Here is a 25,967-nt window from a genome sequence, read left to right on the forward strand (position 1 = left end):
CTCACTCCTCTCGCTTACTCATTCATGGCATCGGCTTCTGCCTTTGCTTTTGCTACTGCATCAATGGTGGTCGGATGATAATACTGATCCAGAACCTTGGTGTTGACACGGTCGAGCTCTTCTCTCGGAAGCAGTCCAAGAAGCTCCCATGCCTTATTCAACGTATCTTCCATGGAACGGTTCTCATCCATTCCCTGGCCGATAAATTCATGCTCAAATTCATTACCGAATACCAGGTACTGTTTATCGATCGGAGAAAGCTCATCCTCACCGATAACGGATGCCAGGGAACGCGCATCTCCTACCTTTGCATAGCAGGAGAACAGCTGGTTCGCTACGTCCTGATGATCGGCTCTTGTGTAGCCCTCACCGATACCGTCCTTCATCAGACGGGACAGGCTCGGCAGCACGCTGATTGGCGGGTAAATAGACTGGCCGTGAAGCTGGCGGTCCAGTACGATCTGACCCTCGGTGATGTAACCGGTCAGGTCGGGGATCGGGTGCGTGATATCATCGTTTGGCATGGTCAGGATCGGAATCTGTGTTACGGATCCCTCTACGCCCTGTACGATTCCGGCGCGCTCATACAGCGTAGCCAGCTCACTGTACAGGTATCCAGGATAACCTTTACGGGAAGGAATCTCTCCACGTGAGGAGGAAACCTCACGCATAGCCTCGCAGAAGGATGTGATATCGGTTAGGATAACCAGGATATGCATGCCTTTCTCGAATGCAAGGTACTCGGCAGCTGTCAGTGCTACCTTCGGAGTGATCAGACGCTCTACAACCGGGTCATTTGCCAGGTTCAGGAACATAACAACATGGTCAGATACACCGCTTTCCTCAAATGTTCGGCGGAAGAACTCTGCTACGTCGTATTTAACACCCATAGCGGCAAATACAATTGCGAACTTTTCATCGGAATCTCCAAGGGATGCCTGCTGTACGATCTGTGCTGCCAGCTGGTCGTGCGGAAGTCCGTTTCCGGAGAAGATCGGCAGCTTCTGGCCACGAATCAGGGTGGTCAGACCATCAATTGCAGAGATACCGGTATGGATATAGTTTCTTGGGTATTTACGGGTAACCGGGTTCAGCGGCAGGCCGTTGACGTTTCTTTTTACTTCAGCATCAATCGGTCCCATGCGGTCGATCGGTTTTCCGATACCGTCGAAGGTACGTCCCAGAATTTCCTCGGAAAGTCCGATCTCCATCGGATGTCCGGTCAGACGGGTATGGGTATTGGTAAGAGACATGCTCGAGGTTCCCTCAAATACCTGAATAACGGCTTTATCTTCGTATACAGCAACGATACGTCCCAGTTTTTTCTCATTGCCGTCTACGGTAAATTCTACGATTTCCTCGTAGGAAGCATTTTTTACACCTTCCAGAACAACCAGAGGGCCATTGACCTCACTAAGGCCTAAATATTCAATTGCCATGATGAATTCCCTCCTTAACCATTCTTCTCGAGTACCTTATCGTAGAAGGTGTCGATATCTTTTTTGTATGTGTCAAACAGATCCAGACGGTCATTCGGTACATCGTATTTAATAGAAACGACGCGGTCGAAGATCTTGTCCTCTTTCAGTACGGACATTGGCATGCCCATCGTCACAAGCGCTTTGGATTTCTTGTACAGATAAAGAATAACTTCCATCATCTTGTACTGTTTTTCCAGAGATACGCAGGTGTCATCCGGATGGAATGCGTTCTGCTGCAGGAAGCCCAGTCGAATAACTCTGGCGATTTCCAGGGTCAGCTTCTGGTCATCTGGAAGAACATCGCTACCGATCAGTTTTACAATTTCCATCAGGGAGCTCTCAGAGTTCAGGATTCCCATTAACTGGTTCCGCATATCTACAAAGTTTTTGTTTACGTGATCTTTGTACCACGGCGACAGATCCTGCAGGTATTCACTGTAGCTGGTCAGCCAGTGGATCGCCGGGAAATGACGGGCGTAAGCCAGAGATTTGTCCAGTCCCCAGAAGCAGCGGACGAAACGTTTGGTGTTCATGGTAACAGGCTCGGAGAAGTCACCACCCTGCGGAGATACGGCTCCGATGATGGATACGCTTCCCTCTGCGCCGCAAAGGGTCTGCATCATGCCGGCACGCTCATAGAAAGCGGACAGACGGGATGCCAGATATGCCGGGAAACCTTCCTCGGCAGGCATTTCCTCCAGACGGCCGGACAGCTCACGGAGTGCCTCTGCCCAACGGGATGTGGAGTCTGCCATGATTGCTACATCATAGCCCATATCGCGGTAATACTCAGCCAGTGTCAGTCCGGAATACAGAGATGCCTCACGGGCTGCAACAGGCATGTTGGATGTGTTGGCGATCAGGGTGGTACGGTCCATCAGCGGGTTGCCGCTCTTCGGGTCGATCAGTTCCTGGAACTCCTCCAGAACCTGTGTCATCTCGTTTCCACGCTCTCCACATCCGATATAGATGATGATATCGGCATCAGACCATTTTGCGATCTGGTGCTGGGTCATGGTTTTTCCGGTACCGAATCCGCCAGGGATGGCTGCTGTGCCGCCTTTTGCGATCGGGAACATCGTATCCAGGATACGCTGTCCTGTGATCAGCGGAACGGATGCCGGATATCTTTTCAGGGTTGGACGCGGTACACGGATCGGCCATTTCTGTGCCAGTGTGATCTCTTTTTCGGTGCCGTCTTCCAGTTTCAGTTTTACAATCGGGTCAAGGATGGTGTACTTTCCGTCTTTGGCAGCCCAGATAACCGTGCCGTTGACATCCGGCGGAACCATCGATTTGTGTACGATGGAACGGGTCTCCTGTGTCTCTGCAATGATTGCGCCGCCCATCAGCTCTTCGCCTTCCGAAACAGTTACATGGACATCCCATTTTTTCTCTGTATCCAGAGAATCTACGGTAAGACCGCGGCTGATGTATTTACCGGACTGCTTTGCAATCTCGGACAGCGGACGCTCAATACCGTCAAAAATGTTGTTCAGGATTCCAGGTCCCAGTGTAACAGAGAGGGCATCTCCGGATGCGGTAACTGTTTCGCCTGGTTTCAGTCCTGTGGTTTCCTCGAAAACCTGTACTGTAGTGGTATCCTTTGTCAGGGCAATAACCTCGCCGACCAGACGTTCTTTACCAACGTAAACCATCTCGGACATTTTAAATCCGGTGTTTCCTTTCAGATATACGACCGGACCGTTGATTCCATAGATAACTCCGGTTTTATTCATGCTCTACACCTCCGTGAAAGATGAAATTCTCCCGCTCTTCGTTCAGAAGGGTCTCGAAGGAATTATCGATCAGAATATTTTTCTCCGGAATGACCGCGCGCACGCCGCCAAGGAACGGCATGGCCGAAATGGTAAGGGTTACGGAGAGTTTCTGCTCCAGGGAAGCCTTATGAGCTTCGTCTGACGGATCCAGATATAAGGTCAGTTTGTCATTTCCGGCAAACGTAACGGCTTCGCGGATTTTGCGCTCCAGATACTCCTCATAGGATGGATCCTTTTTATAAGCGGTAAGTTTTTCACGAACTTCTTTAAACAGTTTTTCTTTTAATTCCAGATTTTTACGGGACAGCTTCCGTCTGATATGAAGCTGATCCGCAGACAGTGTCTTATTGACATCACGTTTTGCTTTCTCGGTCTCGGCAGCAACTTCTTCTTCTGCCTGACGTCTTGCGGTTGCTTTATGCTCCTCGAAGATCTTATCCAGAGCTTTCTGGTGATCGCCGATCACACGTTCTGCTTCACGGTTTGCACTGTCCAGGGAATGATTATAAAAATTCTGAAGTTTTTCCTCAGTAGTCAATGTGTGTCACCTCCAGGGCATTCTTACAGTTTTAATCCAATAGATTCATTTACAAAGGAAGTGATAAAGTCCGGCGCTCTTCCGGTACCGTGACGGTCCGGAATTTCAATGAGCAGTGGAAGCTTATGGTTGAGGCGGACATCCTCCAGAATGTCCGGGAATTCCTTCCCGAACTTTTCTGTAAGGAGAATAATTCCGATCTCTTTGTCTGCCAGTGTTTTCTGCAGTGTATCATAAAGCTCCTCGCGCTCATGAACGACAACGCCTTCCACTCCGGCCAGGCGCATGCCCGTCTGAGTGTCTACGTTATCACTGATCAAGAACATTTTCATTTATGATTCCTCCAACTTAAGGTGAAGATCAATACCTTCCGGTTTTGGAATCAAAGTTTACCAAGAATCATGAAGGAGATGATCAGACCATACAGAGCGATACCTTCGGCCATAGCTACGAAGATCATGGATTTACCAAAGATGCTGCCGTCTTCGCTGATTGCTCCAAGAGCTGCGCTTGCGGAAGATGCAACGGCGATACCGGAACCAATACCGGAAAGACCTGTAACAAGAGCTGCACCGATGTAACCAAGACCGGTTGCAAGACCAGCGCCTGCTTCTGTTGCAGCAGATGCAGTTGTTGCGCCTGCGAAGGAAACAACGGTTGCGATCAGCAGAAGGCCGAAGAAGCCGCTTACATTGGCTGCCAGAGATTTTTTGTAACGATTTTTGTTGTGCTCACCTTTGAAGTAATAAGTCATAGGAACAACGATGGTTAATACCATTGCGATTGCAGTAAGTACCTGTACAAATGCTGAGTTCATAATAGTTTTCCTCCTGAAGTTAATTCATTAAATTTACTCTTTGCTGCGATCCGGAGCCATTTTCACTTTTTCCCGATACAGCTTCCCGCCATATTCACTTCCATTTCGCATGGCTCTGAATCCTCTTTTATTTCTCGCCTTTTTTCAAAAACGGAACAAACGGTTTTCCGTCTCCTTCATAGAACCGGCTGAACATCTCGTAATACTCCAGACGCAGTACCTGGATCGCTACCAGCAGTGCCTCAAGGCAGGCAACGAAGACATTTCCGAGAACAATAACCGGCCAGCTGATGCTGCCGCCGCCTGTTGCTCCGCCGAGCATCAGGACAACCTCCATCATAGCCGCATGGCTGACTGCATATGCGCCGACACGGACAAAGGAAATTGTGTTGGAGAAGTAGCTCAAAAGCACATCGAAGAGTTCGAAGAATGCCTGTACAAAGAACATTCCCTTTCCGGTCTCCGGAAATGCATTGCCCTTCTTCTCTACCATACGCTCCAGTGGCTCTTTTAAGAAGATCGCAAGAAGCGGAATACCGAACATGACTACCATCACGCCGACAGCCGGAGCTTTATGGCCGCTGAACAGGAGAACGAGTGTAACGGCAAGGGCTCCGTAGAAAATGAAGCCTGCCAGGGAGTTCTGGCTGAACAGAAGCTCGCCGAGCTTATGGTTTCTTGCTGCATTAATCATATGCAGAACCATTCCTGTCAGAATCATGAACATACCAAATGCAACCGCTGCGACAAATACGGTGTTCATCGAACCGATGAACGGAAGCGTTGTCATCGCTTCCTTCGGATGCAGCCAGAGGGCCGGTATGACATTCTCAAATCCGAAGAAGCTGCCGAACAAGAATCCGAAGATCACAGAGAATACCGCGCAGGTACTCATGATCGCTGCCAGATCCATCTTCTTGTAGTGGTACAGCAGTGCGCCGCCAATCAGCAGACACAATCCCTGTCCTACATCGGCAAACATGATTCCGAAAATAAAGGCATAGGTGAGTCCTACGATAATCGTAGGGTCAATTTCATTGTAATTTGGCAGTCCGTACATCTTCACGTACATCTCAAACGGACGGAAGATTTTCGGGTTTTTCAGCTTTGTCGGCGGCTGACGCAGAACGTTGTTTGCATCATCCTCGATGAAGCAGAAGAGATTTGTGTCGTTTTCGATGTCCTTCTGGAAGGAAGCGGCATCTTTTTCCGACATCCAGCCGCACAGAATATAGAAGGTTTCCTTCTTGGATTTTGTGCAGGCTGCCAGGCGACGGACATCAAAGTTGCCGGAGAGCTGCTCTAACTGCTCTTTTGCTGCAACCAGATCCTCTGCGGAATCCGAAAGGCATTTTGCCAGTTTCCGTGAGCACTCGCTGAGTGCATCGTCTGTCTTTTTGATTTCTGCCTGAAGTGCTGCGTAAGCATCCTCCGGCGTTCCGCTGTACTCGTCCGGAACGTAGATTCTTTCGAAGTGCAGGGATGAGAATACGGCGTCCACTTTCGTGACCTGATCTCTTGGGCAGAAGTAAATGCCCCATACATACTGCTCATCGGAATGGCAGCGGTAGAATACCGTATCGCTGTTCTCATAGCAGTAGCTCTCAAATTTGTTGTAATACTCTTTTGTGATCTTTCCGAATCTGAATTTAATAAAGTGGAAATCCAGAATGGAGGAAAGATTGCAGTGCAGATCCTGGAACGGCTCGATTTTCTGTGCTTTTTCCATCAAGTCTTTCTTTTTTGCTTCCAGTTCTGTACGCTCCTGGTTCAACTGGCCAAGGGTGTGATCCAAACCATGGACACAGTTGATGGCATCTTCCAGGGAAAGTCTTTTCGTGGTGGTACGCTTCTCTTCCGGCAGAAGTGCTGTAAAATCTTCCGCCTGTTTTAAGGTCTCTTTGTATGGGTTGATCTGGATATACGGTGTGATATTCTGCATCGTAGACAGCTCCGTCAGAGCGTTTTCCAGATGTATCTCATATTTTGAGAGATAAGTGTTGACCACACGGTCAATGTCGGCTTTCGGCCCGGTGATGCTCAAAAATTTCATCTTGACAATCAATGAGTACACCTCCCCGTGTATTAAGTTTTTGCGATATGCTGCATTGCCTCGTCAGCGCTGATACGGTAACGTACGCACTCGAGTGCAATAATAAGCCGGTTTACCTCGTGCTCTTTGTGATAGAGGTATGAGTATATTGTGGCAACGGAATAAGGATCCTGTCTGGATTCACTGGAAAGTATGTGCTTCATAATGGCTGCATACATGGATTCCAGCGTATCGACCTTGAAGGAATCATACCGTTTCGCATAATAGGTTTGTTCCAGCAGCTGGGAAAATGCACTCATATTCTCGGCTTCTACCAGTGCCTTTACCACATCCTTTTTCAGCCGGTGATGAACCGGAATCAGCAGGGCGTAGATTTGTGCGCTGGTCATGTGATAATAGCGTTTGGAACGGTAGATCCACTGAAGGTTCAGCATGTCAAACTTGCTTCCCCATGCAGCGGTCAGCTCTTCCAGATCCCGCTTTGTCACTACTTTTGATCTGTCTTTCCACATCTGTGCAAAGTAATACAGATCCAGGGTCATCTCATAGTCGAACAGGGTCGGACGCTCGATATCCGCGAGCTGCGACAACGGGGCATAATATTCTGTCCCTTTCAGGTTCGCAATCAGTTCTTCGATCGTCCTGGAGGACGCCAGAAGATTGATGTCCAGCTGGGAATGCTTGTTAAAGAACTCGTCGAATATGGACAGGTTCAATACCACATCACGGTGATCAAATACCGTGTTCAGGCATTCTTTGATAACGGACACTTCGTATCGTTTAAAGTAGAGCGCAAGGAACTTTCTCTGCTCCACATTTGCAAAACGGTACAGCTTGGAAAAATCCCGGTATACCGTCAGGCGCAGCATTTTCTCGATCTGACCTCGGTGAAGGTCAGCTTCGTTGTAGCCCTCAAACAGATCCTCATAGCTTTTATGCTGCTTGAGGTAAGAAACTGCCTGCGGTACACTCTCCAATTCCACGATTTCCCGAAAATTCTGGTCGTTTAAAAGATGGCTCTGCATGGCTCTTATCTTTGTGGTAAGGCCGCTGTAGGATAATAGACCGCTCATCGTTTCACTTCCTTATAATGTTTTCGTAAATCTGCGTGGACAGTGTTCCGTGATTCTGTTCGTAATAAGCGTCCAGTGAAGATAGAAGTTCGGCGGCAGAGTCCCGCTGCTTTTTCTGATCCGCATCTGTAGTAGAATGAAGTTTTGTTGTGATCTCTTCAATCCGCTTTGCCGTTTCCGCTTCCAGATCTGCATCGAATTTTGCAATCCGCTCTTCCTGCTGCTCATCCTGGAGCTTCTTCTGATTCTCGGCAGCCTGCATAATCTTGGTAGCAGCCGTTTCGATCTCTGCAAGTTTGTTAATTACAGATTCCATAGCATCGCTTTCCCTCCTTATTTATTTAAAAGACAACAAAGACGAGGAAAACTCCCCGCATCTTTGCTGTTAGTATTCTACACCTTTTTTTTCAAAGTTGACATATTGAAATCGTAAAAAAAAGTGGGATTTCGATCGACTTTTTGATTAAAAATAGACAATGGGTCATATTTTTTCTTCCAATCTCAATAGCCAAAAGATGGTCCCTCATATGATTTCGATATGGTTCCAATCCGATTGTCATATTGCTGATAAGAAATGCTATGTGCAGGTTGATATTGTATATAGTATTTTGAAAACTTCGAAAATTTGAAAACGGGATTTTTCTGTTTTGCTTTTTCGGGAGCTATGATATACTGGATATGATTGGCTTTTATTCTAATATTTATCACTTAAGAAAGGAATTTTACGCATATGCGCCTTAGAAATATCAGAGGATCAAAAGATGTGATTGCTTCCTGTCCGTTCGTTGTGCAGGAACCGGAGAGCTGCCGGGGACGGTGGGCTGAAATTTTTGGAAATGAAAATCCGATTCATATTGAGGTCGGTATGGGAAAGGGCCGCTTTTTGATGGATATGGCGGTTCTGCATCCGGAAATCAACTACGTCGGCATTGAAATGTACGACAGCGTGCTGCTCCGCGCAGTACAGAAACGGGAAAAACTGGAGACGGAAATCAAAAACCTGTTCTTTATCCGCATGGATGCACGCCAGCTTCCGGAAGTGTTTGCTGAGGGCGAGGTAGACCGCATTTACCTCAACTTCTCCGATCCGTGGCCGAAAGACCGCCATGCGAAACGGAGACTGACATCGCATGAGTTTCTTGCACGGTACGAGAAGATTTTAAAGAAGGACGGAACACTGGAATTCAAAACCGATAATAAAGATCTGTTTGACTACTCTCTTGAAGAGATGAAAAATGCAGAGGGATGGGAACTCACTGCATTCACATACGATCTGCACCACGATGTGGTTCTCTCAGAAGGAAATGTAATGACGGAATATGAGGAGAAGTTTTCCTCAATCGGAAACCCGATCTGTAAGATGGAGGCACGGTTTCTGTAAAAAACATTTCTGCATGTAAGGGGGATTTGAAAACGAAAAGAAAAGTTCTGGCGGCACCAGTGCGACAGTGGCCATGGTAACGAAAGATGCGGACGGCACCTGGAACGAGGATCTTTGTACAAGCAGCTATGTCGGATACGGCGGTGTAAGCGAAACTACCGAATGGAACCGCAAAACACCGCGCGGACAGTTCAGCTTTACGTATGCCTTCGGCATTCTCCCGAATCCCGGAACGGAACTTTCCTATACCCAGGTGGATGATACGTATTACTGGGTCGATGATGTAAATTCCAGATACTACAATCAGTTCGTCACGACGAAGACAACGCCGAAAGCCTGGAATTTCCCGGCGGATGCATTTCTGTTCCGGAAGACCAGATGATTACGATTCTGAAAAATGTTCAGCCGGGCTGCCAGATTATTATTGATTCGGCGAGCGAGCTGAAGAACTATTGACATTTTTTACTTGGAATGCAAAACCGACAGTGAAAAGATCTATTTTTTTAAGATCTCTCCGCTGTCGTTTTTTTGTGCGTAAAACAAGAAAAACACCGTCCCCGCAGCTCTCAGGTCTGCAAAAACAGTGCTTTCGATGCGCCTTCAGGGACTCGAACCCTGGACAAATAGATTAAGAGTCTACTGCTCTACCAACTGAGCTAAAGGCGCTTACTTTTGTTTTTCTGTGTTTCATTGGATGATCCACTCGCTGAACACAAATAAGATTATAAAGGATTCTGCCGAAAAAAGCAACCTTTTTTTCACTGTTTCTTTACTTTTGTTAAAAACAGCGAAAACAGGTCTTATAATTCTATTAAATTTCACAATTTTTTCGTATATTTCCGTTTGTTTCGACGACGGCTCCAATGGCAGCCGAACCTACTTCCGTTTCTTATCTTTCTTTTTCAAAAGCTTCTCCAGCTCCTGAATGGATTTCTGGATTTTATAAAGACAGCCGCTGCCGGCATATTTATTCTGATAGCAGAAATCCTGGAGTTTCTGCTGAAGGAAACCTGATTTTCTGATCAAACTTCTTCTCCGCTTTCCGGCGTACCGGACACGGGCACCGGAAAAGTTCTTTTTCTTCTATATTATACAGGGAATGTCAACATTGACCAGAAAATAGCTTGTTTTAGCCATTGTTTTCCCATTTTCTTTCCGCTATAATACAGCAAAAACTACTATTTATACTTTGGGGGAATTTTTATGAAAACACGAATGAATTTTAAGGATGAATTTTACCAGAAACTAAAACTCCTCGTCCTTCCGATTGCGATCCAGAATTTTATGCTGGCTCTCGTCAGCGCAACGGATGCGATCATGCTAGGCTGGATTGATCAGACTTCGTTGTCTGCTGTTTCACTGGCCGGACAGGTGCAGTTTGTTTTGAGCCTTTTTATCTCAGGCATCGCGGCGGGCGCCGGTATTATGGCAGCGCAGTACTGGGGGAAACAGGATGCCGCTTCGATCGAAAAAGTGATTCCGATCGCACTTCGCACCAACCTGCTGTTCTCCGGCCTGTTTACCATCCTTGCCGGTTTCTGTCCCGAAATGCTGATGCGCATCTTTACAAATGATGCGGCCCTGGTTGCAAGCGGAAGCCAGTATTTACGCGCTGTTGCACTCTCCTACGTACTCTGCGGTATTTCGCAGGTCTATCTGATCCTGCTGAAAAACACCGGTCATGCAGCAGTCAGCTCCCGCATCAGTTCCACTGCGGTTGTACTGAACATCATTTTAAATGCCATCCTCATCTACGGTCTTTGCGGTGCTCCGGCACTTGGGATCCGCGGAGCAGCTTATGCAACGGTAGCTGCCCGCGTTGTGGAACTGATCTGGGCTTATCTCGAGACAAAGAAACCGGAGCGTGTACGGATTCTCTGGAACCGCCTCTTCTCTTCCGCAGGGAAAATACTTTCAGAAGACTTCTGGCGCTACACGCTTCCCGTGCTTGCGGCCTCCCTCGTCTGGGGAATTGCCTACGTTCTGTACTCCGTTATCATGGGACATATGGGAAGCGATGCCGTTGCGGCAAACTCCATCACCTCGATTGCCAAGAGCCTTCTCTCCTGCCTGATCCGCGGTGTGAGCGGTGGTGCCGGGGTTCTGATCGGAAATCTGCTCGGTGCAGATGAACTCGAGAAAGCACGCGAATACGGCGGCCGCCTGACGCATCTTGCAATTGCCATCGGCGTTGTGACCGGCGGTCTTCTGATGTTGATCTCTCCTGCAATCGTCCACTTCGCTCCGCTTACCGATACCGCGGCAGAATATCTGCAGTACATGCTTCTCTTCTGCGGTCTGAACTTGATGGCACAGTCGGTCAACACCACCGTTCTCGACGGCATCTTCTGTGCCGGCGGCGATGCAAAATTCGATATGCAGGGAAATATCGGCGCGATGTGGTGCTTTTCCGTACCGCTTGGCTTCCTCGCCGCGTTCTGGCTGAAGCTGCCGGTCATGGTTGTCTACTGTATCGTAAACCTCGATGAGATCGTGAAACTGCCTGCGGTTTATCTTCATTATAAAAAATACGTCTGGGTACGCAACATCACCCGCGATATCGAAGAATAATTACCGAACTATAAAATCCCCTGCGGAAAATCCAAACCGAATGGATTTCCCGCAGGGGATTTCGTTCTTTTATCGTATTACAAATATCGCAATGATTTTACATCGATTTTCTTTCCGCAATTTCTGCCATCTTCGCCTCGTTCAGACGGGTGTCGCCATGGACACGGCTGTAGGAAAGATAGCCGTTCATACGGTCAATCTTCGTCAGGTTCTTGGAACCGCAGACCGGGCAGACATCCATGTCGAGTTCCTGGTGGCCGCAGTCATCGCAGTAAGCCAGGGACAGGTTGACGCCCTCGTAGTAGCCAAGCTCCATCGCACGCTCGATCAGTGTCTTGATCGCGCCTTTGTTGTAGCCGACCGGATAGCGCACGTACTGGATTTTTCCGCCGTTGCAGAGCTCCCAGAAACGTCCCTCGAGATCCTGTTTCTGGATCGGGGTAATGTCCTCGGTTACGTGGCAGTGGAAACTGTTGCTCACATACGGGCGGTCCGAAACGTTGCGGACGATGCCGTACTGTTTGCGGAACTGCTCTATCTGCAGGCCGCACAGGGATTCTGCCGGTGTGCCGTAGATCGCATAGAGGATGCCGTCCTCTTTCTTAAACTCGGCAACCTTGTCGTTGATATATTTCAGCGTGTCAAGTGCGAACTGTCCGTCCTCAACAAGAGATTTTCCGTTGTACAGCTCCTGCAGCTCGTTCAGCGCCGTGATACCGAACGATGCGGTCATCGGCTTTAACAGCGGGCGGATCTTGTCGGACGGTTTTAAGTGGCCGCCGTAGAAACCTCCCTCACAGTAAGCCAGTGGGTTCGTAGATGCACGCATCTCGCCGAGGTAATCGTAGGTCCGTTTGTGCAGATCGCGGATCATCTCGAGGTAGAAGTCGAGCACTTCGTGGAAATCGCGGTTCTCGGAACGGGATTTTGCCAGGATCATCGGAAGATGAAGGGAAACGGCTCCGATGTTGAAACGTCCGACAAAGACCGGTTTGTCGTTCTCATCTGCCGGCTCCATGCCTCCGCGCTCGTACCACGGGCTAAGGAAAGCACGGCATCCCATCGGGCTGATGACTCTCTTGTATTTCTTGTACATCTCGGCGATGTAGCCCTCGCCGCTCATCGACAGCCAGTCCGGATACATGGTTTTAGAGGAACAGTCAAGTCCTGCCTCAAAGACATCTTCTGCGATGCCGCCCTCTCCGTGAATTGCCTTGTCATATAAGAAGACGATTTTCGGGAAGAGCACCGGCTTTTTGTGGCCTTTCCTGCCCTGTCCGTTTTTGTGGACCTCGAGAAGGGAGATGGAAATCATCTTCTCGAACATGCTCGTTCCAAGGCCGAGGGTCACGGTAACGAACGGATAATCACCGCGGGAAGATCCAACAGTGTTCAGTTTATACTCAATTCCCTGCCATCCCTGATCGCACTCTCTTCTTACTTTGTCGATCGCATACTCGATGGCTTTCTCCTGTGCACCCTCCCAGGATGCGTCGGTATATTTCAGGAACTCTTTTACGTAGTAATCGTAGCTCTTCTGTGCGTACGGAGCAAGGATCTTGTCCACCTCCGGCACGGTAAAGCCGCCGTACTGCTGTGCAGCGGTGCTGAGGACGATATCGCCCATGACATCAAATGCGGTGTCGAGTGTCTTCGGCTCGTTGTACCAGACATTTCCCATCTCGAAGCCGCCTTTTAAAACGTTTCCGACATCGAACAGACAGCAGTTCATGGTATCGAGACGTGCGGACTGGTCGTGGATGTAGATGTAGCCGTCCTTACAGGCCTGCAGCTCGTTGCGGTTCATGAAGAACTTGCGGTACAGCTCTTTGTTCAGCTCGTTGAAAATCAGGCTTCGCTTCGTTGCAACGAGGGCGCTGTCGGTGTTGGCATTGCTCTTGTCGCCGATGTAGCGGATGGACTGGCTCTTCGTGTAGACCTCGTCCATCATATGGATAAAATCAGTTTTGTAATTGCGGTAATCGCGGTAGCTTTTTGCCACAGCCGGGTTTACTTTTTCGAGTGCTCCCTCCACGATATTGTGCATATCGCTGATCGGAATTTCGGTCTTTCCAAGGGAATATACGTGCTCGGTTGCGAACTTACAGATAAAGTCAATCTCCTGCTGTGAGAAGGTATACAGGATTCTCTGTGCGGATTTATTTACGGCACGGACGATCTTCTGCGCGTCGAATTCTTCTTTGGTGCCGTCCTTTTTGATAATATAAACCATTGTGGTGTCCTCCAAATCAAACACTATATCTTGTGTGTCCCCCACCCTTTTCTTGTAGCGGGCACCACATATTGTAGCATGTTTCTTTTGAAAAGAAAAGGCATTTCCTGTAAGTTTTTATTTTCAGAATATTGCATACTGCTCTTTCGTGCAGACAGAAATCTGCATTTTTCAAATTCGTTCTGCAAGCGTTCCTTCAAAAACGGTCTCGGCCGGGCCGGTCAGAAGGACCTTATTTTTCGTCCGGTCCCATGTAACGAAAAGCCTGCCGCCGCGCAGTTCTACGGCAGTTTCTCCCTCCGAAACACAGCCGGAAAGCATCGCCGCGACGGCTGCCGCACACGCTCCCGTTCCGCAGGACAGCGTTTCACCGCTCCCACGTTCCCAGACTCTCATTTTTATTGTGTGTTGATCTAAAGTCTGGATAAACTCTGTATTGATACGGTCCGGGAAGCAGGAAAGGTGTTCAAAAGCGGAACCGGTCTTTGCAATGGATATTTTTTCCACATCTTCCACCGGAATCACCGCATGCGGATTTCCCATCGAAAGGCAGGTCATCGTATAATTTTCCCCGCACACGGTAATTTTATGCTCCAGCACATATTCCCCCAGAGAAACAACGGGGATCTGTGCGGCGCGGAATTCCGGCGTTCCCATCTCCACTGTCACCTGACAGATCTCATTCAGATTCTCCCCCGTCTGCAGATGAATCACACGGTTTCCGCTGCCGGTTTCGATAGTCAGCGTCGTTTTTCTCGTCAGCCCATGCTCGTACACGTATTTTCCCACACAGCGGATGCCGTTGCCGCACATCGCGCCCTTCGAGCCGTCGGCGTTGTACATTTCCATCGAAAAATCTGCTGTTTTGGATGCCCCGATCAGAATCAGCCCGTCCGCGCCGATGCCGAAATGGCGGTCACTTACCGCTTTTGCCAGCCGTCCCGGACTCTCCACCCGCTCCTCCATGGCATTTACATAGATATAATCATTTCCGCAGCCCTGCATTTTTGTAAAACGCATACACAGCCTCCTCCCAGACTTCTGCCCTTTCCAGTTCCTTACTAAATATGTATTCCGTACCGCGCTTTTGAAAAACCATTTTTCTCAAATCCGCTTCAGACATTGGAAAACGAAGCGGAATGTGATAGAATAGGGGGAACTGATATCGTTACTTACATGAAGTAACTCTCAAATATTTTTAACCATTTATTATGAGGAGGTTTTGATGAAAAAATACCGTTGGGTTTTAACAGCAGTATTTGCCGCTTTCCTCGCGGGAACGAGCGGCTGCGGAAAGAAAACAGAAACGATTCCGATCACAACCATCAGTCAGAGTACCGACGATGACGACCCCGAAGACAATCTGGCGGCCTCCGGCGATTCCGATGAGATTCCGGAATACGATGTGGATCTCTCGAAGAACCTGAACAGTTTTCAGCTTGCCATCTGGGGCGATACATACGAAATTCCGGAATCCTACGCGGATTTTACAGCGCTTGGCTGGGTCTACAGCGGCGACGACACGAAGGAAATCCAGCCGGAATCCTTCTCAGAGGGCGAAAGTTTTGAAAAGGACGGAAACCAGATTACCGTCGATATTGCCAATCCGGATACCACGGCAAAGCCAGTGGCGGAATGCCTGATCGGAGGCATTCACATCGACACCTCGACCGCTGAGGGCCAGAATATCTATGTCGGCCTGCCGAACGGCGTCACTCTGCAGCAGTCGCTGATGGAGGATGCGGAAAGCATCTACGGTGCGCCAAAGGACCGTTATGAGACCGATACCTCTGTGCAGTTCACGTATGAGTACGGGCTGTACCAGACGATCACGCTCGGCTTCGATAACGAAACGGGAATTCTGTATTCCCTCGATATGCAGAACTTTACGACCACGGCTGATGCAGAAGCGCTCGATGGTGTCAGCGATGCCACAACACCGGAAGTGGAGGCCTACCAGGCACCGGAAGCCGACAGCAGTGAAATCAACGACTGGACCGTCCGCTTTGACGATGTACTCTATCATCTTCCCGTTCCGGTCAGTGAACTTCTGGACCACGACTGGACCGTCAATACGAAAGAGTCCGATACGGCCGTTTTAAACGGAAAATACGGCTACGTCACGCTGGAAAAGGGCGGTCAGAAGCTTTACTGCACCGTACATAATTACGGCGCGGAGGCGACGACAGTGCGCAACTGTTTTGTTACTTCGCTGTACGGCGATCTCGATACGACAAAGATTCCGATTTCAATCACAAACGGCATCACGCTCGGCACTTCCGAGAGCGATTTTCTGGCGAAGGCAGGGGATGCCAAATCAGAAAAAACGGAAAAAGAGGATAGTAACCTGACACTCTACACATTCTATAGTGATGACGAAAAGCTGGACTACACTGAAATCGGCATCGACAACGATCTGAAGCTGGTACGCAGCATCAAGGTGGTTCACAACCAGCCGGAAGCGCCGGAAGAAGAAGCCAAAAAAACTTCCGCGGAAGATTCATCTTCCGTTTCCGACAGTCAGGAACCGTCCGAAACACCGGCTCCGTAACGATACTTTCAGAAAAATGGCTGCATGGCAGCTTACTACAGACGAAAACGAGGATTTTTATGGAAAACTTATACGACGTTATCATCATCGGCTCCGGCCCGGCGGGTCTTTCTGCCGCGATTTATGCGAAACGCGCAAAGCTCTCCTCTCTTACGATTGAGGCAAACTTTGCAAGCGGCGGCCAGGTGCTGAATACCTATGAAGTAGACAACTATCCCGGCCTTCCGGGCATCAGCGGCATGGATCTCGGAAGCACGCTGCGCGCACACGCTGAAAAAATGGGCGCGGAATTTTCCCGTGAGCGTGTGAAGGAGCTTGTTCTTGACGAAGAGATCAAGATTGTCCGCACGAGAAAAAATGAGTATCATGCCAAAACGGTCATTCTTGCAACCGGTGCGGAGCACCGCGCGTTAAATGTACCTGGTGAAAAGGAGCTCTCCGGCATGGGCGTCTCTTACTGTGCAACGTGTGACGGCGCATTTTTCAAAGACAAAACCGTTGCCGTTATCGGCGGCGGCGATGTCGCCGTGGAGGATGCGATTTTCCTTGCCAGAACGTGCAAAAAGGTTTACGTGATCCACCGCCGCGATGAACTGCGGGCAGCCGGTGTTCTCCAGGATGCACTGCTGGCACTGCCGAATGTGGAAATGGTGTGGGATACGGTTGTGGATTCCATCGAGGGAAACGAGATGGTGTCCGGCGTGAAGGTAACGAACAAAAAGGCAGGAGAAGCCGGTATGATCACGGTAGACGGCGTGTTTATTGCCGTCGGTATCGTTCCGGTCTCCGCACTGATCGCAGGCACCGTAGAAACCGATGAGGCTGGCTACATCAAAGCCGGCGAAGACGGTGTGACGAGCGTGCCGGGCGTGTTCGCCGCAGGCGATGTCCGCACGAAGCAGCTCCGTCAGATCATCACGGCAGCCGCCGACGGCGCGAACTGTGTGACTTCGGTAGAGAAATATCTGATCAGCCACTGATGGCTTCTTTCGAATAGAATACGGCAAAAGCAGGCATTCTTCGTATTGTACGGAGAACTGCCTGCTTTTTTCTGTTTTTCCGTAGTTTCTGAAATCTGAAAAACCTTTCATGTCAGTCGTATAAAACTTTAAAACCTCTTTTGTCGAAATTGCACAAAGAAACCGGGTTTTTTCCACACGGGCCAATTTTATAAACATCTCGTCCACAAGTTATCCACATAGTTAACCACCGAAAACATGCCTAAAAACAAGTTATACACCGAGTTATCCACATTATCCACGAAAAACGGTGTGGAAAGCATGTGTTTAAATCTTGCGAAATCAGAACGCGTGTTTTGGTCATAACAGAGAAAACCGTTATTTCGCCAAAAGATTTTATAAAGCACTTGACTTTTTAAGTGTCAATCTCTGTTGGTTTTTGACTTGAATTGTGTGAATTTTTCGTACAATTTAATATTACATTTTTCGTGTTCTTTTGCTGTTTTTACAATGGCTGCAAAAAGAAAATCTCCTGTTCGGAAAACGATTGTTTCGTTCCCAGACAGGAGATTTTGATTGGATTTTTCTTTGTTTTACTCTGCCAGCTTTCCAAGCCGCTTTGCTTCTGCCCTCAGCTCTTCGATCCGGCGGTTGCACATGCCCACCGGGACGCCGGTGTCGATGACACGTTCACAGCTCTTCATCAGCTCGCAGGCGCGGGCAAATGCCTCGTCGCTGATCTCCTGGAACGGTGCTTCGGTTACCGTCTCCATCGCCAGAATGCGGGCGAGCTGGTAATCGATATCGTTCGTATACAGGACGCCTGCCGCAAACGGGACATTTTCCTTCTGCAGTTTCCGGAACACCGGGATTCCCGTTCCGCCGCCTGCGAGGACAAAGACGCGCGGTGTTCCCTCCGGCCGCGGCAGCTCGATGCTTCCGAAGCACGGGTCAAACGAACCATTGTCAATCTCGTATAGTTCGCGGATGATATCCTCGCGGAAAATTGTCTCCGGTGCGCCGAAATGGGAAATAGCATCGCCCTTGACGCAGATGATCTTATCTGAAATTTTCTGTGCCAGATCGATCTCATGCAGCGACATGATGACGGTGATGCCCTTCTCCTTTGCCATGCGGCGCAGAATCGCGAGCAGTTCCAGCTTGTGGCGGATATCGAGGAAAGAAGTTGGCTCGTCGAGGATGATGACCTCCGGCTCCTGACAGATCGCACGCGCAAGAAGCACTCTCTGGCGCTGGCCGTCGCTGATAGCGTTGAAATCGCGGCCGCCGAGCTCTTCGGCATGAACGGCGCGCATCGCCTTCTCGACCTTTTCCTCATCCTCGCGGGTCAGCATGCCGAGCCGTCCGGTGTACGGATAGCGGCCCGTTGCCACGATATCGTGGCAGGTCATCAGCTCCGGCTTCATGCGCTCCGTCAGCACAACGGCCATCTTCGTGGACAACTCGCGGAACGAAAGCTCATGCAGGTTTTTCCCGTCAAACTCCACATTTCCACCGACCAGCTTTAACTGGCGGGTGATACTTTTCAGAATCGTTGATTTACCGGAACCGTTCGGTCCGATCAGCGTAACGATCTCGCCTTTTTCGATGCCGATGCAGATATCTTTGATCAGCGGCTTCTTATCATAGCCGACCGTCAGGTGGTCCAGATGAAAATAATATTCATTCATATTCTCTTACCCCCTTTTCCGGCGCAGCATCATGAAAATGACGACCGGCGCACCAAAGATCGATGTGACCGTACTGATGGACAGCTCCAGCGGTGCAAACGCCATACGCGCGATCAGGTCGCACATCATACAGAAGACGGCTCCGCCGAGGAACGTTCCCGGGATTACGACGAGCGGACGCGATGTGCCGAGGCTCTGTTTAACGAGGAACGGGACGGCAATGCCGACAAACGAAATCGGACCGGCAAATGCGGTGACGCATGCGGAGAGAATACTCGAAAGCAGAATCAGCGCGATGCGGAATACTTTGATGTTGACACCCATGCTCTGCGCATACGCCTCACCGAGCTGGTATGCACCGATCGGTTTTGCCATCAGGAACGTGATGACAAAGGTGATGCCGATCACAGCCGCAGAGATCGCTACGTTGCTCCAGCTCATGCCGGAGAAGCTTCCCTGTGACCAGCCGTGGAGGTTGACGATATCGGAATCCTCCGCGAAAGTGACAACAAAATCCGTGACCGCCGAGCAGATGTAACCGATCATAATACCGCCGACGAGAAGTCCTGCCATATTTTTGATCCGTCGGGACATCAGCAGAATGAAGCCGACGGAGAGAAGGGATCCTAAGAATGCTGCAACAATCATCGTGTAAGATGTGATATTGCGCGCCCACTCCAGATAAAAGATCATGGTCAGCGCCACGACCATTTTGGCTCCCGAGGAAATTCCAAGAACAAACGGACCGGCAATCGGGTTTTCAAAGAAAGTCTGTAAAAGGAAGCCCGACAGGGACAGAGCACCGCCCAGGATTGCCGCCATCAGAATACGCGGAAGGCGGATTTTCCAGATAATATTGTACTCTTTCCCCTCTCCGGTCCGCCGCAGCAGAATCCGGAAAATTTCCGGAATCGAAATATTTACGTTTCCGGAATTGATATTCAGCACGGTGATGGCAGCGAACGCCAGAATCAGAACCAGAAACACAGCGGCATACCGCGAACGGCGCCGGAAGTTTTCCATATGGAAACTGTTCTCTTTTCCTGTCATATTTTTTTTCTCTGACATACGTTCCTCCATCAGGATAATTTTCTTAAGAATACCATCTGATCCGGATCGCCGCCCGTTACCAGAAGGTTAATGTCGTTGGTAAACTGTGCAATTTTATCGGTTGCCTGATACATCGATTTCTCGGTTGTCCAGACATTGCCCTCTTTGACTGCTTTGTAATCGGCAAACATAGAATCCTTTGCCAGCAGGTCGTCCAGGGTTTTGACGGTGGAATCGATGCTTGCGTTGTAGATCAGGTAGTCCGCATCTTCGGCCGTATCGTAGAACTGCTCCATCGTGATCGGCACGGATGTTTTTCCGCTGTCGTCCTGGAGATCACGGAAGGCGTTGCGCGCACCGCCAAGCTCGATCATGTTGGAAATATAGTCCTCCGGGTTCCGCACAACGGCAGCTCCGCTCGTATTAATATAGAAGAAAGCGACCGTTTTTTCGGTATTCTGGAAATCCTTCAGATTTTCCACAACACTTGCCTGACTTGCAAAGAAGTCGGCTGCCTCCTCCTCTTTGTCCAGCATGGCACCGTAGAGTTTGATCCATTCGGTTCTGCCAAGAGGCTGGGATTCGTAGCTGGAACGGTCGATGAAGACCGGAATATCGAGCATCTCGATCATCTCCTGTACCTTCGGGGAATGGAGGATCATCGTGGATTCAATGGCCAGATCACAGTTCTCACTGACCAGAAGTTCGTAATCCGGCTCACTGTATTTTCCGGCGAAGATCATCGTTCCGGCATTCATCGCGTCAACGGCATCCTGTACGTACCAGTTGTCTGCGGTTTCACCGGAGAGACGAATCGTATCGAGGGAGTCGATGGCATCGAACAGCGCCATCGGAGAGGTTGCTGCCATGTAGATGCGTTCCAGCGGCTGATGGATTACAATTACGTCGGAATCGAGGTCATCCGGCGCCTCTTTTCCGTCCGGGACGAGCAGATACTGCGCGCCGTCTTTGACATCGATCAGTTTATAGCCGTCTGTGCAGTAGTATACGTTAAAGCACTCGGCGTAATTCAGGACCATCTTGCTCTCGATGGTGATTCCGATGATGTCCGGTGCGTCGCTGACATCGTCTGTCGTTGCGAAACCATCCGCGGATGCGGTATCACTCCCGGAGGTGCTGCTCGCAGCAGTGGCTTCGGAGGTGCTTTCACTTTCAGCCGTACTTTCCGAGACGGATGTGCTCTCCGTCTGGCTTTCGGAAACGTCTGCTGCGGATGCTGTGGATGTGCTGCTCTCAGAAACTGCCGAAGTGCCCGACGCGGACGATGTGCTGCTTCCCGTTGATGCGGTGCTGCCGCAGGCCGTCAGTGACATCGCTGCTGCAAGAAAAAGTGCAGCCCATTTTTTCAGCTTTCTTTCGTTTTTTCCTGTCATTTGATATTCCTTTCTTAAAGAAAAAGCCGCTGCCATACGGCAGCAGCCCTTTCTCATTTTTTGCTGCAAATTATTGTACTTATTTATTCTCTTCTGCCTTTACCATCTGCTGGAACAGCTCGTTTGCCTGATCCTCGCATCCGAAGATCACGCCGTAGACTTTCAGCCACTCTGCTTTCGCAAGATCGGTCTTCTCGTCTGCGGAACGGTCAACCAGCATCGGAATGGTCAGGGTTGCCAGACGCTCTGCGGTGTCGGACAGACGCTCATTTTCCTCTTTCAGAAGTTCTTCCGGAGTCTTGTCTTCGTCTGCTTTCTCATCCGTTGTCTTATCGTCTTTATCGTCCTTCTGATCCTCAGCTTTGGTATCTGCGGTCTCGTCGGCTGCATCAGCATCTTCCTCATCTTTTGCATTTCCCGGAAGGAACTCAGACGGAAGAATTGCAAAATCGATTTCGTCTTTTACCAGAGCTTTGTAGTCCAGATCATCGAATGCTCCGTCGAAGGAGATTTTTTTGTTTTCCATTGCTTTTGCAATGTTTTCGATCTGGCAGTCTTTCTGCTCCATGCCGACTGCTTTGATGCTCTCTGCTGCGTCTAACTGCTCATCGAGAAGTTTCAGGGCATCCTCAGATGCTACGTATGTTTTCTCAACCGGAAGCTGGATCACGATCATATCTTTGTCCAGTCCTGCCGGAATCTCAACATCTTTCGGAACGATCAGATATTTGACAACATTGCCTTCGTACAGCTCTTTTGTCTTTTCGGTCAGATCTTTCGCTTTCTCAGTGCTGGTTTTTTTGGAATCGGATGCTGCTGCCGCTTCTTCCTCGTCGGTTGCTGCTGCGGTATTCTCTGCTGCTGCGGTATCGGTATCTTCTGCTTTCTTGTCGTCCTCGGTCCGTTTCTCCGGATCACGCTCGGTATCTTTTGTCATATCGATCTCCAGCAGGGTGATGCCTTCGTCGTAATGATACATCTTGAAGTACTCTGCGTAAGCAAGTTTTGTCTCTGCTTTGTATTCCAGTCCCATGATCTCTGGAGCGGTGGTATCCAGCTTGGAGTTATCGGTGCTGATCGTGGAGGTTGTTCCGTCTGCTTTTACAAATCCTGTGCTGAAAGAAGTGCTGCCGCCCTTCTTTGCTGCTGCCAGGGAGATGAAGATGTTGTAGGAAATCTCATGGGCAACGGACATTCTGGTGGTCATACCGATAATGGTATTGTTCTTGTTCAGCTCAACCGGAATGGTGAAGATGCTGCTTCCGCCGCTGACATTTGCCATGTATTTATTTCCGTTTGCTTTTACATATCCGTAGTACGGACTGCTGAATGCGATCGTTGCATAAGCCTGTCCGTTCGTTACAGTAATCTTGCTGCAGGAGATGGTTACCTTTCCGGATCCGCCGGAGAAGGAGAATCCGTCTGGTGTGTAAACGCCGTCTGCCAGTGTGGTTGCACTGTCTACTTTGGATGTGCCACCGCTTAAGTCAGACTCATATTTGGATTCCTGCTCCGGTTTGGTATCGGCCGGTTTCTGGGTCGGTGCCGGAGTCGGGGTGCTGGTGGGTTTTACAACCGGTGTCTCAGATGGAGATACGGTTGGGGTATTGGTCGGAACGAGGGTTGGTTTCGGAGTATCGCCCTTGTTGTCATCCGACGGAAGGTCTCCGGTCTTTTTCAGGCTGGAAGATGCAATCGTGATGGCTCTGTCGTACCATTTGCCGCTCTTTACTGCATGAGCTGCTACAGCAAATTCCTGATCAAGTGCCTCTACCGGGATTTCAAACTGCATTCCGGTTTTGGTTTCACCGTCTAAGGTGTAGTCCACTTTTCCGGTGGAAGCGATCCATGCGCCGCTCTCTGCTGCCGCATCTTTTCCGGTTCCCATATACAGATAATCATAGCCGCTTCCGCTTAAGGTGATAACTGCTGTCATTTTTCCGTTTTTCGCGGTCAGTTTTACGCCGACTACCTTGAACATTGCTGCATTAGTTGTTGCCTCTGCACTGTAAATACCATCTGCTACTTTATTGGTCTCATCTGCCGGAAGATCTGCGGTCTTTTTCAGACTGGAAGATGCAATAGTAATGGTTCTTGCATACCATTTATCCCGTTTTGCAGAATGGGAAGAAACAACAAGTGCCTGATCGAGTGCTGCTACTGGAATATCATACTGCATTCCTGTTTTCGTCTCGCCGTCTGCTGTTGTGTAATCAACGGTGCCGACGCCTGCAATCCATGCACTCTTGTCTGCGGCAGCTGCCTCTTCCGGTGTTCCCATGTACAGATAATCGTAGGCAACACCACTTAACGTGATGCGTGCTTTCATGTCGCCGTCTTTTACGGTCAGCTCTACGCCGACTACTTTGAACATAGCTGCGCCGGTCTCCGCGGTTCCGCTGTAGATACCGTTTTCTACTTTCGCCGGTTCCGGAGTTGGAGTTGCGGTTGGAACCGGAGTCTCACTCGGAGTCGGGGTTGCAGTCGGGACCGGAGTCTCGGTCGGCTCCGGTATCGGAGTTACTTCCGGTGTTTTACTTCCCGGAACTGCAAGATAAAGCTGCTGTTTGGTGTACCAGGTTCCGTCTTTCTTTCCAAGAACGATCGGAACGGTTGTGCCGGCTTTGTCCGCATCTACTTCAAATGTAAAGGAATAACCGCCGTTTGCTTCCTGCATTCCCTGGATAGCCGGTGTTTTTGCAAGGTCATCGTTCTTTCCAAGATACAGTTTATCAAATGATACGTTGTTTGTTTTCAGTGTAAGAACGAGTTTATCACCCTTGTTGATCATTGTTGCCTCGGAGATGACGAACATTTTGAATACGCTGCCGTCCTCTTTGGTAACCGGTGCTTCTACACTGGCTGGCTTATTCGAGGAATCCTCACCTGGATTTTCGCTTGGAGTCTCGGTTGGTTCCGGTGTTACCGTCGGGATTGCATCGGTGCTGTGGATCGTAACGGTTTTATCAGCCCATGTTTTTTTCTTGGCTGAGCGAACGGCAACATCCATCTGTTTGTCAAGCTCTTCCACCGGAATTTCAAAACGATATCCGGTCTTTTCTGCACCGGTCTTCGTATCCGTATAGGTTTCGCTTCCTGTCGGAGCAATCCAGCTCTTTTCATCTGCTGCGGCAGCTTCTGCTGCTGTTCCCGTATACAGGTAATCATAGCCGGTTCCACTCAGCAGAATGGATGCTTTCAGTTTTCCATCTTTTACGATGAGTCTGGAAGAAATCACACGGAACATGCTTCCGGTTGCTTCTGCAGAAGTCTCATACTCACCATCTGCCGGTTTTGCTGCTTCCGCTACTTTTGTTTCTTTCTTCTCGGCTGTATTGGATGCCTCATTTTGGGTTGTTTCTTTTACTTCCGTTTTCGGCTGTTCTGCCGCCGGACTGGTATTCTCTTTTACAGCATCTTTGGTTTCTTCTTTTGCCGGTGTTTCTTTTTCAGCATCTTGGGAAGTCTCATCTGCTGCTTCCGGCTCTTTTTCTGTGGTATCGGCAGTCTCTTCACCGTCTTTTGCAGTGTCCTCTGCAGTATCTTCCGAAGCATCCTCATCTGCGGATGGTGTCTCGGTCTCGTCAGATCCTGCCGGTGTCTGATCCTCTGCAGGCGCGGCCGGTGTTTCCGTCGGCTCTTCTGCCGGAGTCTCTGCAGTGCTTTCACTGCTCTCGGTTTCTGCCGGTGTTGTTTCCGGTTCTGCCGTCTCTGCTGTTTCTTCGCTCTGCGGCGCTTCCTCTGCGGCTGCGCTGCTTTCTGTCTGTGCTGCTTTTTCCTGCGTATCTGCTAATACGCTGGCAGTCGGGCTCATGATCATGGACGCCGACAGCAGCAGTGCCAGAAATTTGCTTGAATTTCCTTTCATAACTTCTCCTTTTCTTCGGATCTCCTTCGCGCATCTGCTCCGGATTCCGTCTGACTTTTTCAGGCAGCTGGGCGGTGCCTGTCCCCGTCAATGATGTCTCCCTGCAAGTAATCTTGTTTTTGAGGACACATTTTTTCTGCGAAAAGACAAACAGACATCTGCTTTTTCTGCAAAAGAGTTTCTCCACCGAAGCTCTTTTTCGGACGCATGGCGACAAAAAAGCAGATGTCCGATTTTGCTTCGTACATCTTTCCATGAATATATGCTTTCATCGGAAGCGATTCACTAACCTTTCCAGCAGGTTTCCTGACTCGCAGATCTTCACGGCAGCCGCGCCTTCTCATGCGTTTCGCACAATGGCATTTCTGCAGCTAACACTCCCTGCTTACAGTGACCGGATCGCTCAGGATTTCCACCCGATTCCCTTTTACCTTCGCGGATTCTTTTTCAAATCCGTTCCGCACTGAAAAGTCCCTTATTTCATTCGTTACTGATTATAGCAAAGCCGTTTTGGAAAGTCAAATGA

21 protein-coding genes, 1 tRNA gene and 1 riboswitch are annotated in these 25,967 nt (G+C 49.5%); of the genes, 5 read left to right on the plus strand and 17 right to left on the minus strand.

What is annotated here, in order from left to right; genetic code table 11:
* Positions 1 to 14 precede the first annotated feature (14 nt).
* From DWW13_RS12265 to DWW13_RS12300, 8 genes are all read right to left on the minus strand, one after another.
* Positions 15 to 1,439, minus strand: coding sequence for a V-type ATP synthase subunit B (locus tag DWW13_RS12265; protein ID WP_118595941.1), 1,425 nt, complete (start codon positions 1,437 to 1,439; stop codon positions 15 to 17).
* Positions 1,440 to 1,453: 14 nt separating this feature from the next.
* Complete coding sequence (locus tag DWW13_RS12270) at positions 1,454 to 3,220, minus strand: V-type ATP synthase subunit A (protein WP_022461685.1); 1,767 nt, start codon at positions 3,218 to 3,220, stop codon at positions 1,454 to 1,456.
* The gene (locus DWW13_RS12275; protein WP_055220230.1) at positions 3,213 to 3,800 is read right to left on the minus strand and encodes a V-type ATP synthase subunit E; all 588 of its coding nucleotides are present in this window, start codon (positions 3,798 to 3,800) and stop codon (positions 3,213 to 3,215) included. The genes DWW13_RS12270 and DWW13_RS12275 overlap by 8 nt, the downstream gene beginning before the upstream one ends.
* A gap of 23 nt (positions 3,801 to 3,823) precedes the next feature.
* On the minus strand, positions 3,824 to 4,132 hold the full coding sequence (locus DWW13_RS12280; protein WP_055220228.1) for a V-type ATP synthase subunit F: 309 nt from the start codon (positions 4,130 to 4,132) through the stop codon (positions 3,824 to 3,826).
* Positions 4,133 to 4,182: 50 nt separating this feature from the next.
* Positions 4,183 to 4,617: an ATP synthase subunit C gene (locus tag DWW13_RS12285; RefSeq protein ID WP_022461688.1), complete on the minus strand. Its 435-nt coding sequence runs from the start codon at positions 4,615 to 4,617 to the stop codon at positions 4,183 to 4,185.
* A 127-nt stretch (positions 4,618 to 4,744) separates the two neighbouring features.
* A complete protein-coding gene (locus DWW13_RS12290) occupies positions 4,745 to 6,691 on the minus strand; it encodes a V-type ATP synthase subunit I (RefSeq protein ID WP_373142148.1) in 1,947 nt (648 codons plus the stop codon).
* 11 nt (positions 6,692 to 6,702) lie between these two features.
* A complete protein-coding gene (locus DWW13_RS12295) occupies positions 6,703 to 7,743 on the minus strand; it encodes a V0D/AC39 family V-type ATPase subunit (protein ID WP_118720209.1) in 1,041 nt (346 codons plus the stop codon).
* A 4-nt stretch (positions 7,744 to 7,747) separates the two neighbouring features.
* Positions 7,748 to 8,059, minus strand: a complete 312-nt coding sequence (locus tag DWW13_RS12300) for a hypothetical protein (protein ID WP_022461691.1) — start codon at positions 8,057 to 8,059, stop codon at positions 7,748 to 7,750.
* Positions 8,060 to 8,473: 414 nt separating this feature from the next.
* Between DWW13_RS12300 and trmB the strand changes: the two genes are divergently transcribed.
* Together trmB and DWW13_RS12310 are read left to right on the plus strand one after the other, a co-directional pair.
* Positions 8,474 to 9,124: a tRNA (guanosine(46)-N7)-methyltransferase TrmB gene (gene trmB, locus DWW13_RS12305; protein WP_117761983.1), complete on the plus strand. Its 651-nt coding sequence runs from the start codon at positions 8,474 to 8,476 to the stop codon at positions 9,122 to 9,124.
* Between the two features lie 73 nt (positions 9,125 to 9,197).
* On the plus strand, positions 9,198 to 9,506 hold the full coding sequence (locus DWW13_RS12310; protein WP_117805220.1) for a hypothetical protein: 309 nt from the start codon (positions 9,198 to 9,200) through the stop codon (positions 9,504 to 9,506).
* 211 nt (positions 9,507 to 9,717) lie between these two features.
* On the opposite strand, the gene DWW13_RS12315 is transcribed toward DWW13_RS12310, so the two are convergent.
* Positions 9,718 to 9,790, minus strand: a tRNA-Lys gene (locus DWW13_RS12315).
* 210 nt (positions 9,791 to 10,000) lie between these two features.
* Entirely contained in the window at positions 10,001 to 10,150 is a 150-nt protein-coding gene (locus tag DWW13_RS18855; protein ID WP_158579769.1) for a hypothetical protein, read from the minus strand.
* Positions 10,151 to 10,327: 177 nt separating this feature from the next.
* On the opposite strand from DWW13_RS18855, the gene DWW13_RS12320 reads away from it, so the two are divergent.
* Positions 10,328 to 11,695 carry an MATE family efflux transporter gene (locus DWW13_RS12320; RefSeq protein ID WP_117510099.1) on the plus strand — a complete coding sequence of 456 codons (1,368 nt, stop codon included), beginning with the start codon at positions 10,328 to 10,330 and terminating at the stop codon, positions 11,693 to 11,695.
* Between the two features lie 97 nt (positions 11,696 to 11,792).
* On the opposite strand, the gene nrdD is transcribed toward DWW13_RS12320, so the two are convergent.
* Entirely contained in the window at positions 11,793 to 13,928 is a 2,136-nt protein-coding gene (gene nrdD, locus DWW13_RS12325) for an anaerobic ribonucleoside-triphosphate reductase (protein WP_117510100.1), read from the minus strand.
* Between the two features lie 171 nt (positions 13,929 to 14,099).
* Positions 14,100 to 14,948 carry a diaminopimelate epimerase gene (gene dapF / locus DWW13_RS12330; RefSeq protein ID WP_022461696.1) on the minus strand — a complete coding sequence of 283 codons (849 nt, stop codon included), beginning with the start codon at positions 14,946 to 14,948 and terminating at the stop codon, positions 14,100 to 14,102.
* A 205-nt stretch (positions 14,949 to 15,153) separates the two neighbouring features.
* Here dapF and DWW13_RS12335 point away from each other — a divergent pair, with 205 nt between their 5' ends.
* Entirely contained in the window at positions 15,154 to 16,479 is a 1,326-nt protein-coding gene (locus DWW13_RS12335; protein WP_118720211.1) for a hypothetical protein, read from the plus strand.
* Between the two features lie 59 nt (positions 16,480 to 16,538).
* Positions 16,539 to 17,459, plus strand: coding sequence for a thioredoxin-disulfide reductase (gene trxB, locus DWW13_RS12340; RefSeq protein WP_118720213.1), 921 nt, complete (start codon positions 16,539 to 16,541; stop codon positions 17,457 to 17,459).
* 572 nt (positions 17,460 to 18,031) lie between these two features.
* On the opposite strand, the gene DWW13_RS12345 is transcribed toward trxB, so the two are convergent.
* The 5 genes from DWW13_RS12345 to DWW13_RS19045 form a co-directional block, all read right to left on the minus strand.
* A complete protein-coding gene (locus DWW13_RS12345; RefSeq protein ID WP_055220215.1) occupies positions 18,032 to 19,129 on the minus strand; it encodes an ABC transporter ATP-binding protein in 1,098 nt (365 codons plus the stop codon).
* Positions 19,130 to 19,135: 6 nt separating this feature from the next.
* Positions 19,136 to 20,197: a FecCD family ABC transporter permease gene (locus DWW13_RS12350; protein ID WP_226906339.1), complete on the minus strand. Its 1,062-nt coding sequence runs from the start codon at positions 20,195 to 20,197 to the stop codon at positions 19,136 to 19,138.
* An 11-nt stretch (positions 20,198 to 20,208) separates the two neighbouring features.
* A complete protein-coding gene (locus DWW13_RS12355) occupies positions 20,209 to 21,573 on the minus strand; it encodes an ABC transporter substrate-binding protein (protein ID WP_226906338.1) in 1,365 nt (454 codons plus the stop codon).
* Between the two features lie 79 nt (positions 21,574 to 21,652).
* A complete protein-coding gene (locus DWW13_RS12360; RefSeq protein WP_118720215.1) occupies positions 21,653 to 25,441 on the minus strand; it encodes a hypothetical protein in 3,789 nt (1,262 codons plus the stop codon).
* 59 nt (positions 25,442 to 25,500) lie between these two features.
* The gene (locus tag DWW13_RS19045) at positions 25,501 to 25,689 is read right to left on the minus strand and encodes a hypothetical protein (protein ID WP_147398329.1); all 189 of its coding nucleotides are present in this window, start codon (positions 25,687 to 25,689) and stop codon (positions 25,501 to 25,503) included.
* A 31-nt stretch (positions 25,690 to 25,720) separates the two neighbouring features.
* Positions 25,721 to 25,924, minus strand: a riboswitch (cobalamin riboswitch).
* Positions 25,925 to 25,967: the final 43 nt, after the last annotated feature.

It is taken from the genome of Blautia sp. AF14-40, assembly GCF_003479665.1.
Classification (GTDB): domain Bacteria; phylum Bacillota; class Clostridia; order Lachnospirales; family Lachnospiraceae; genus Fusicatenibacter; species Fusicatenibacter saccharivorans.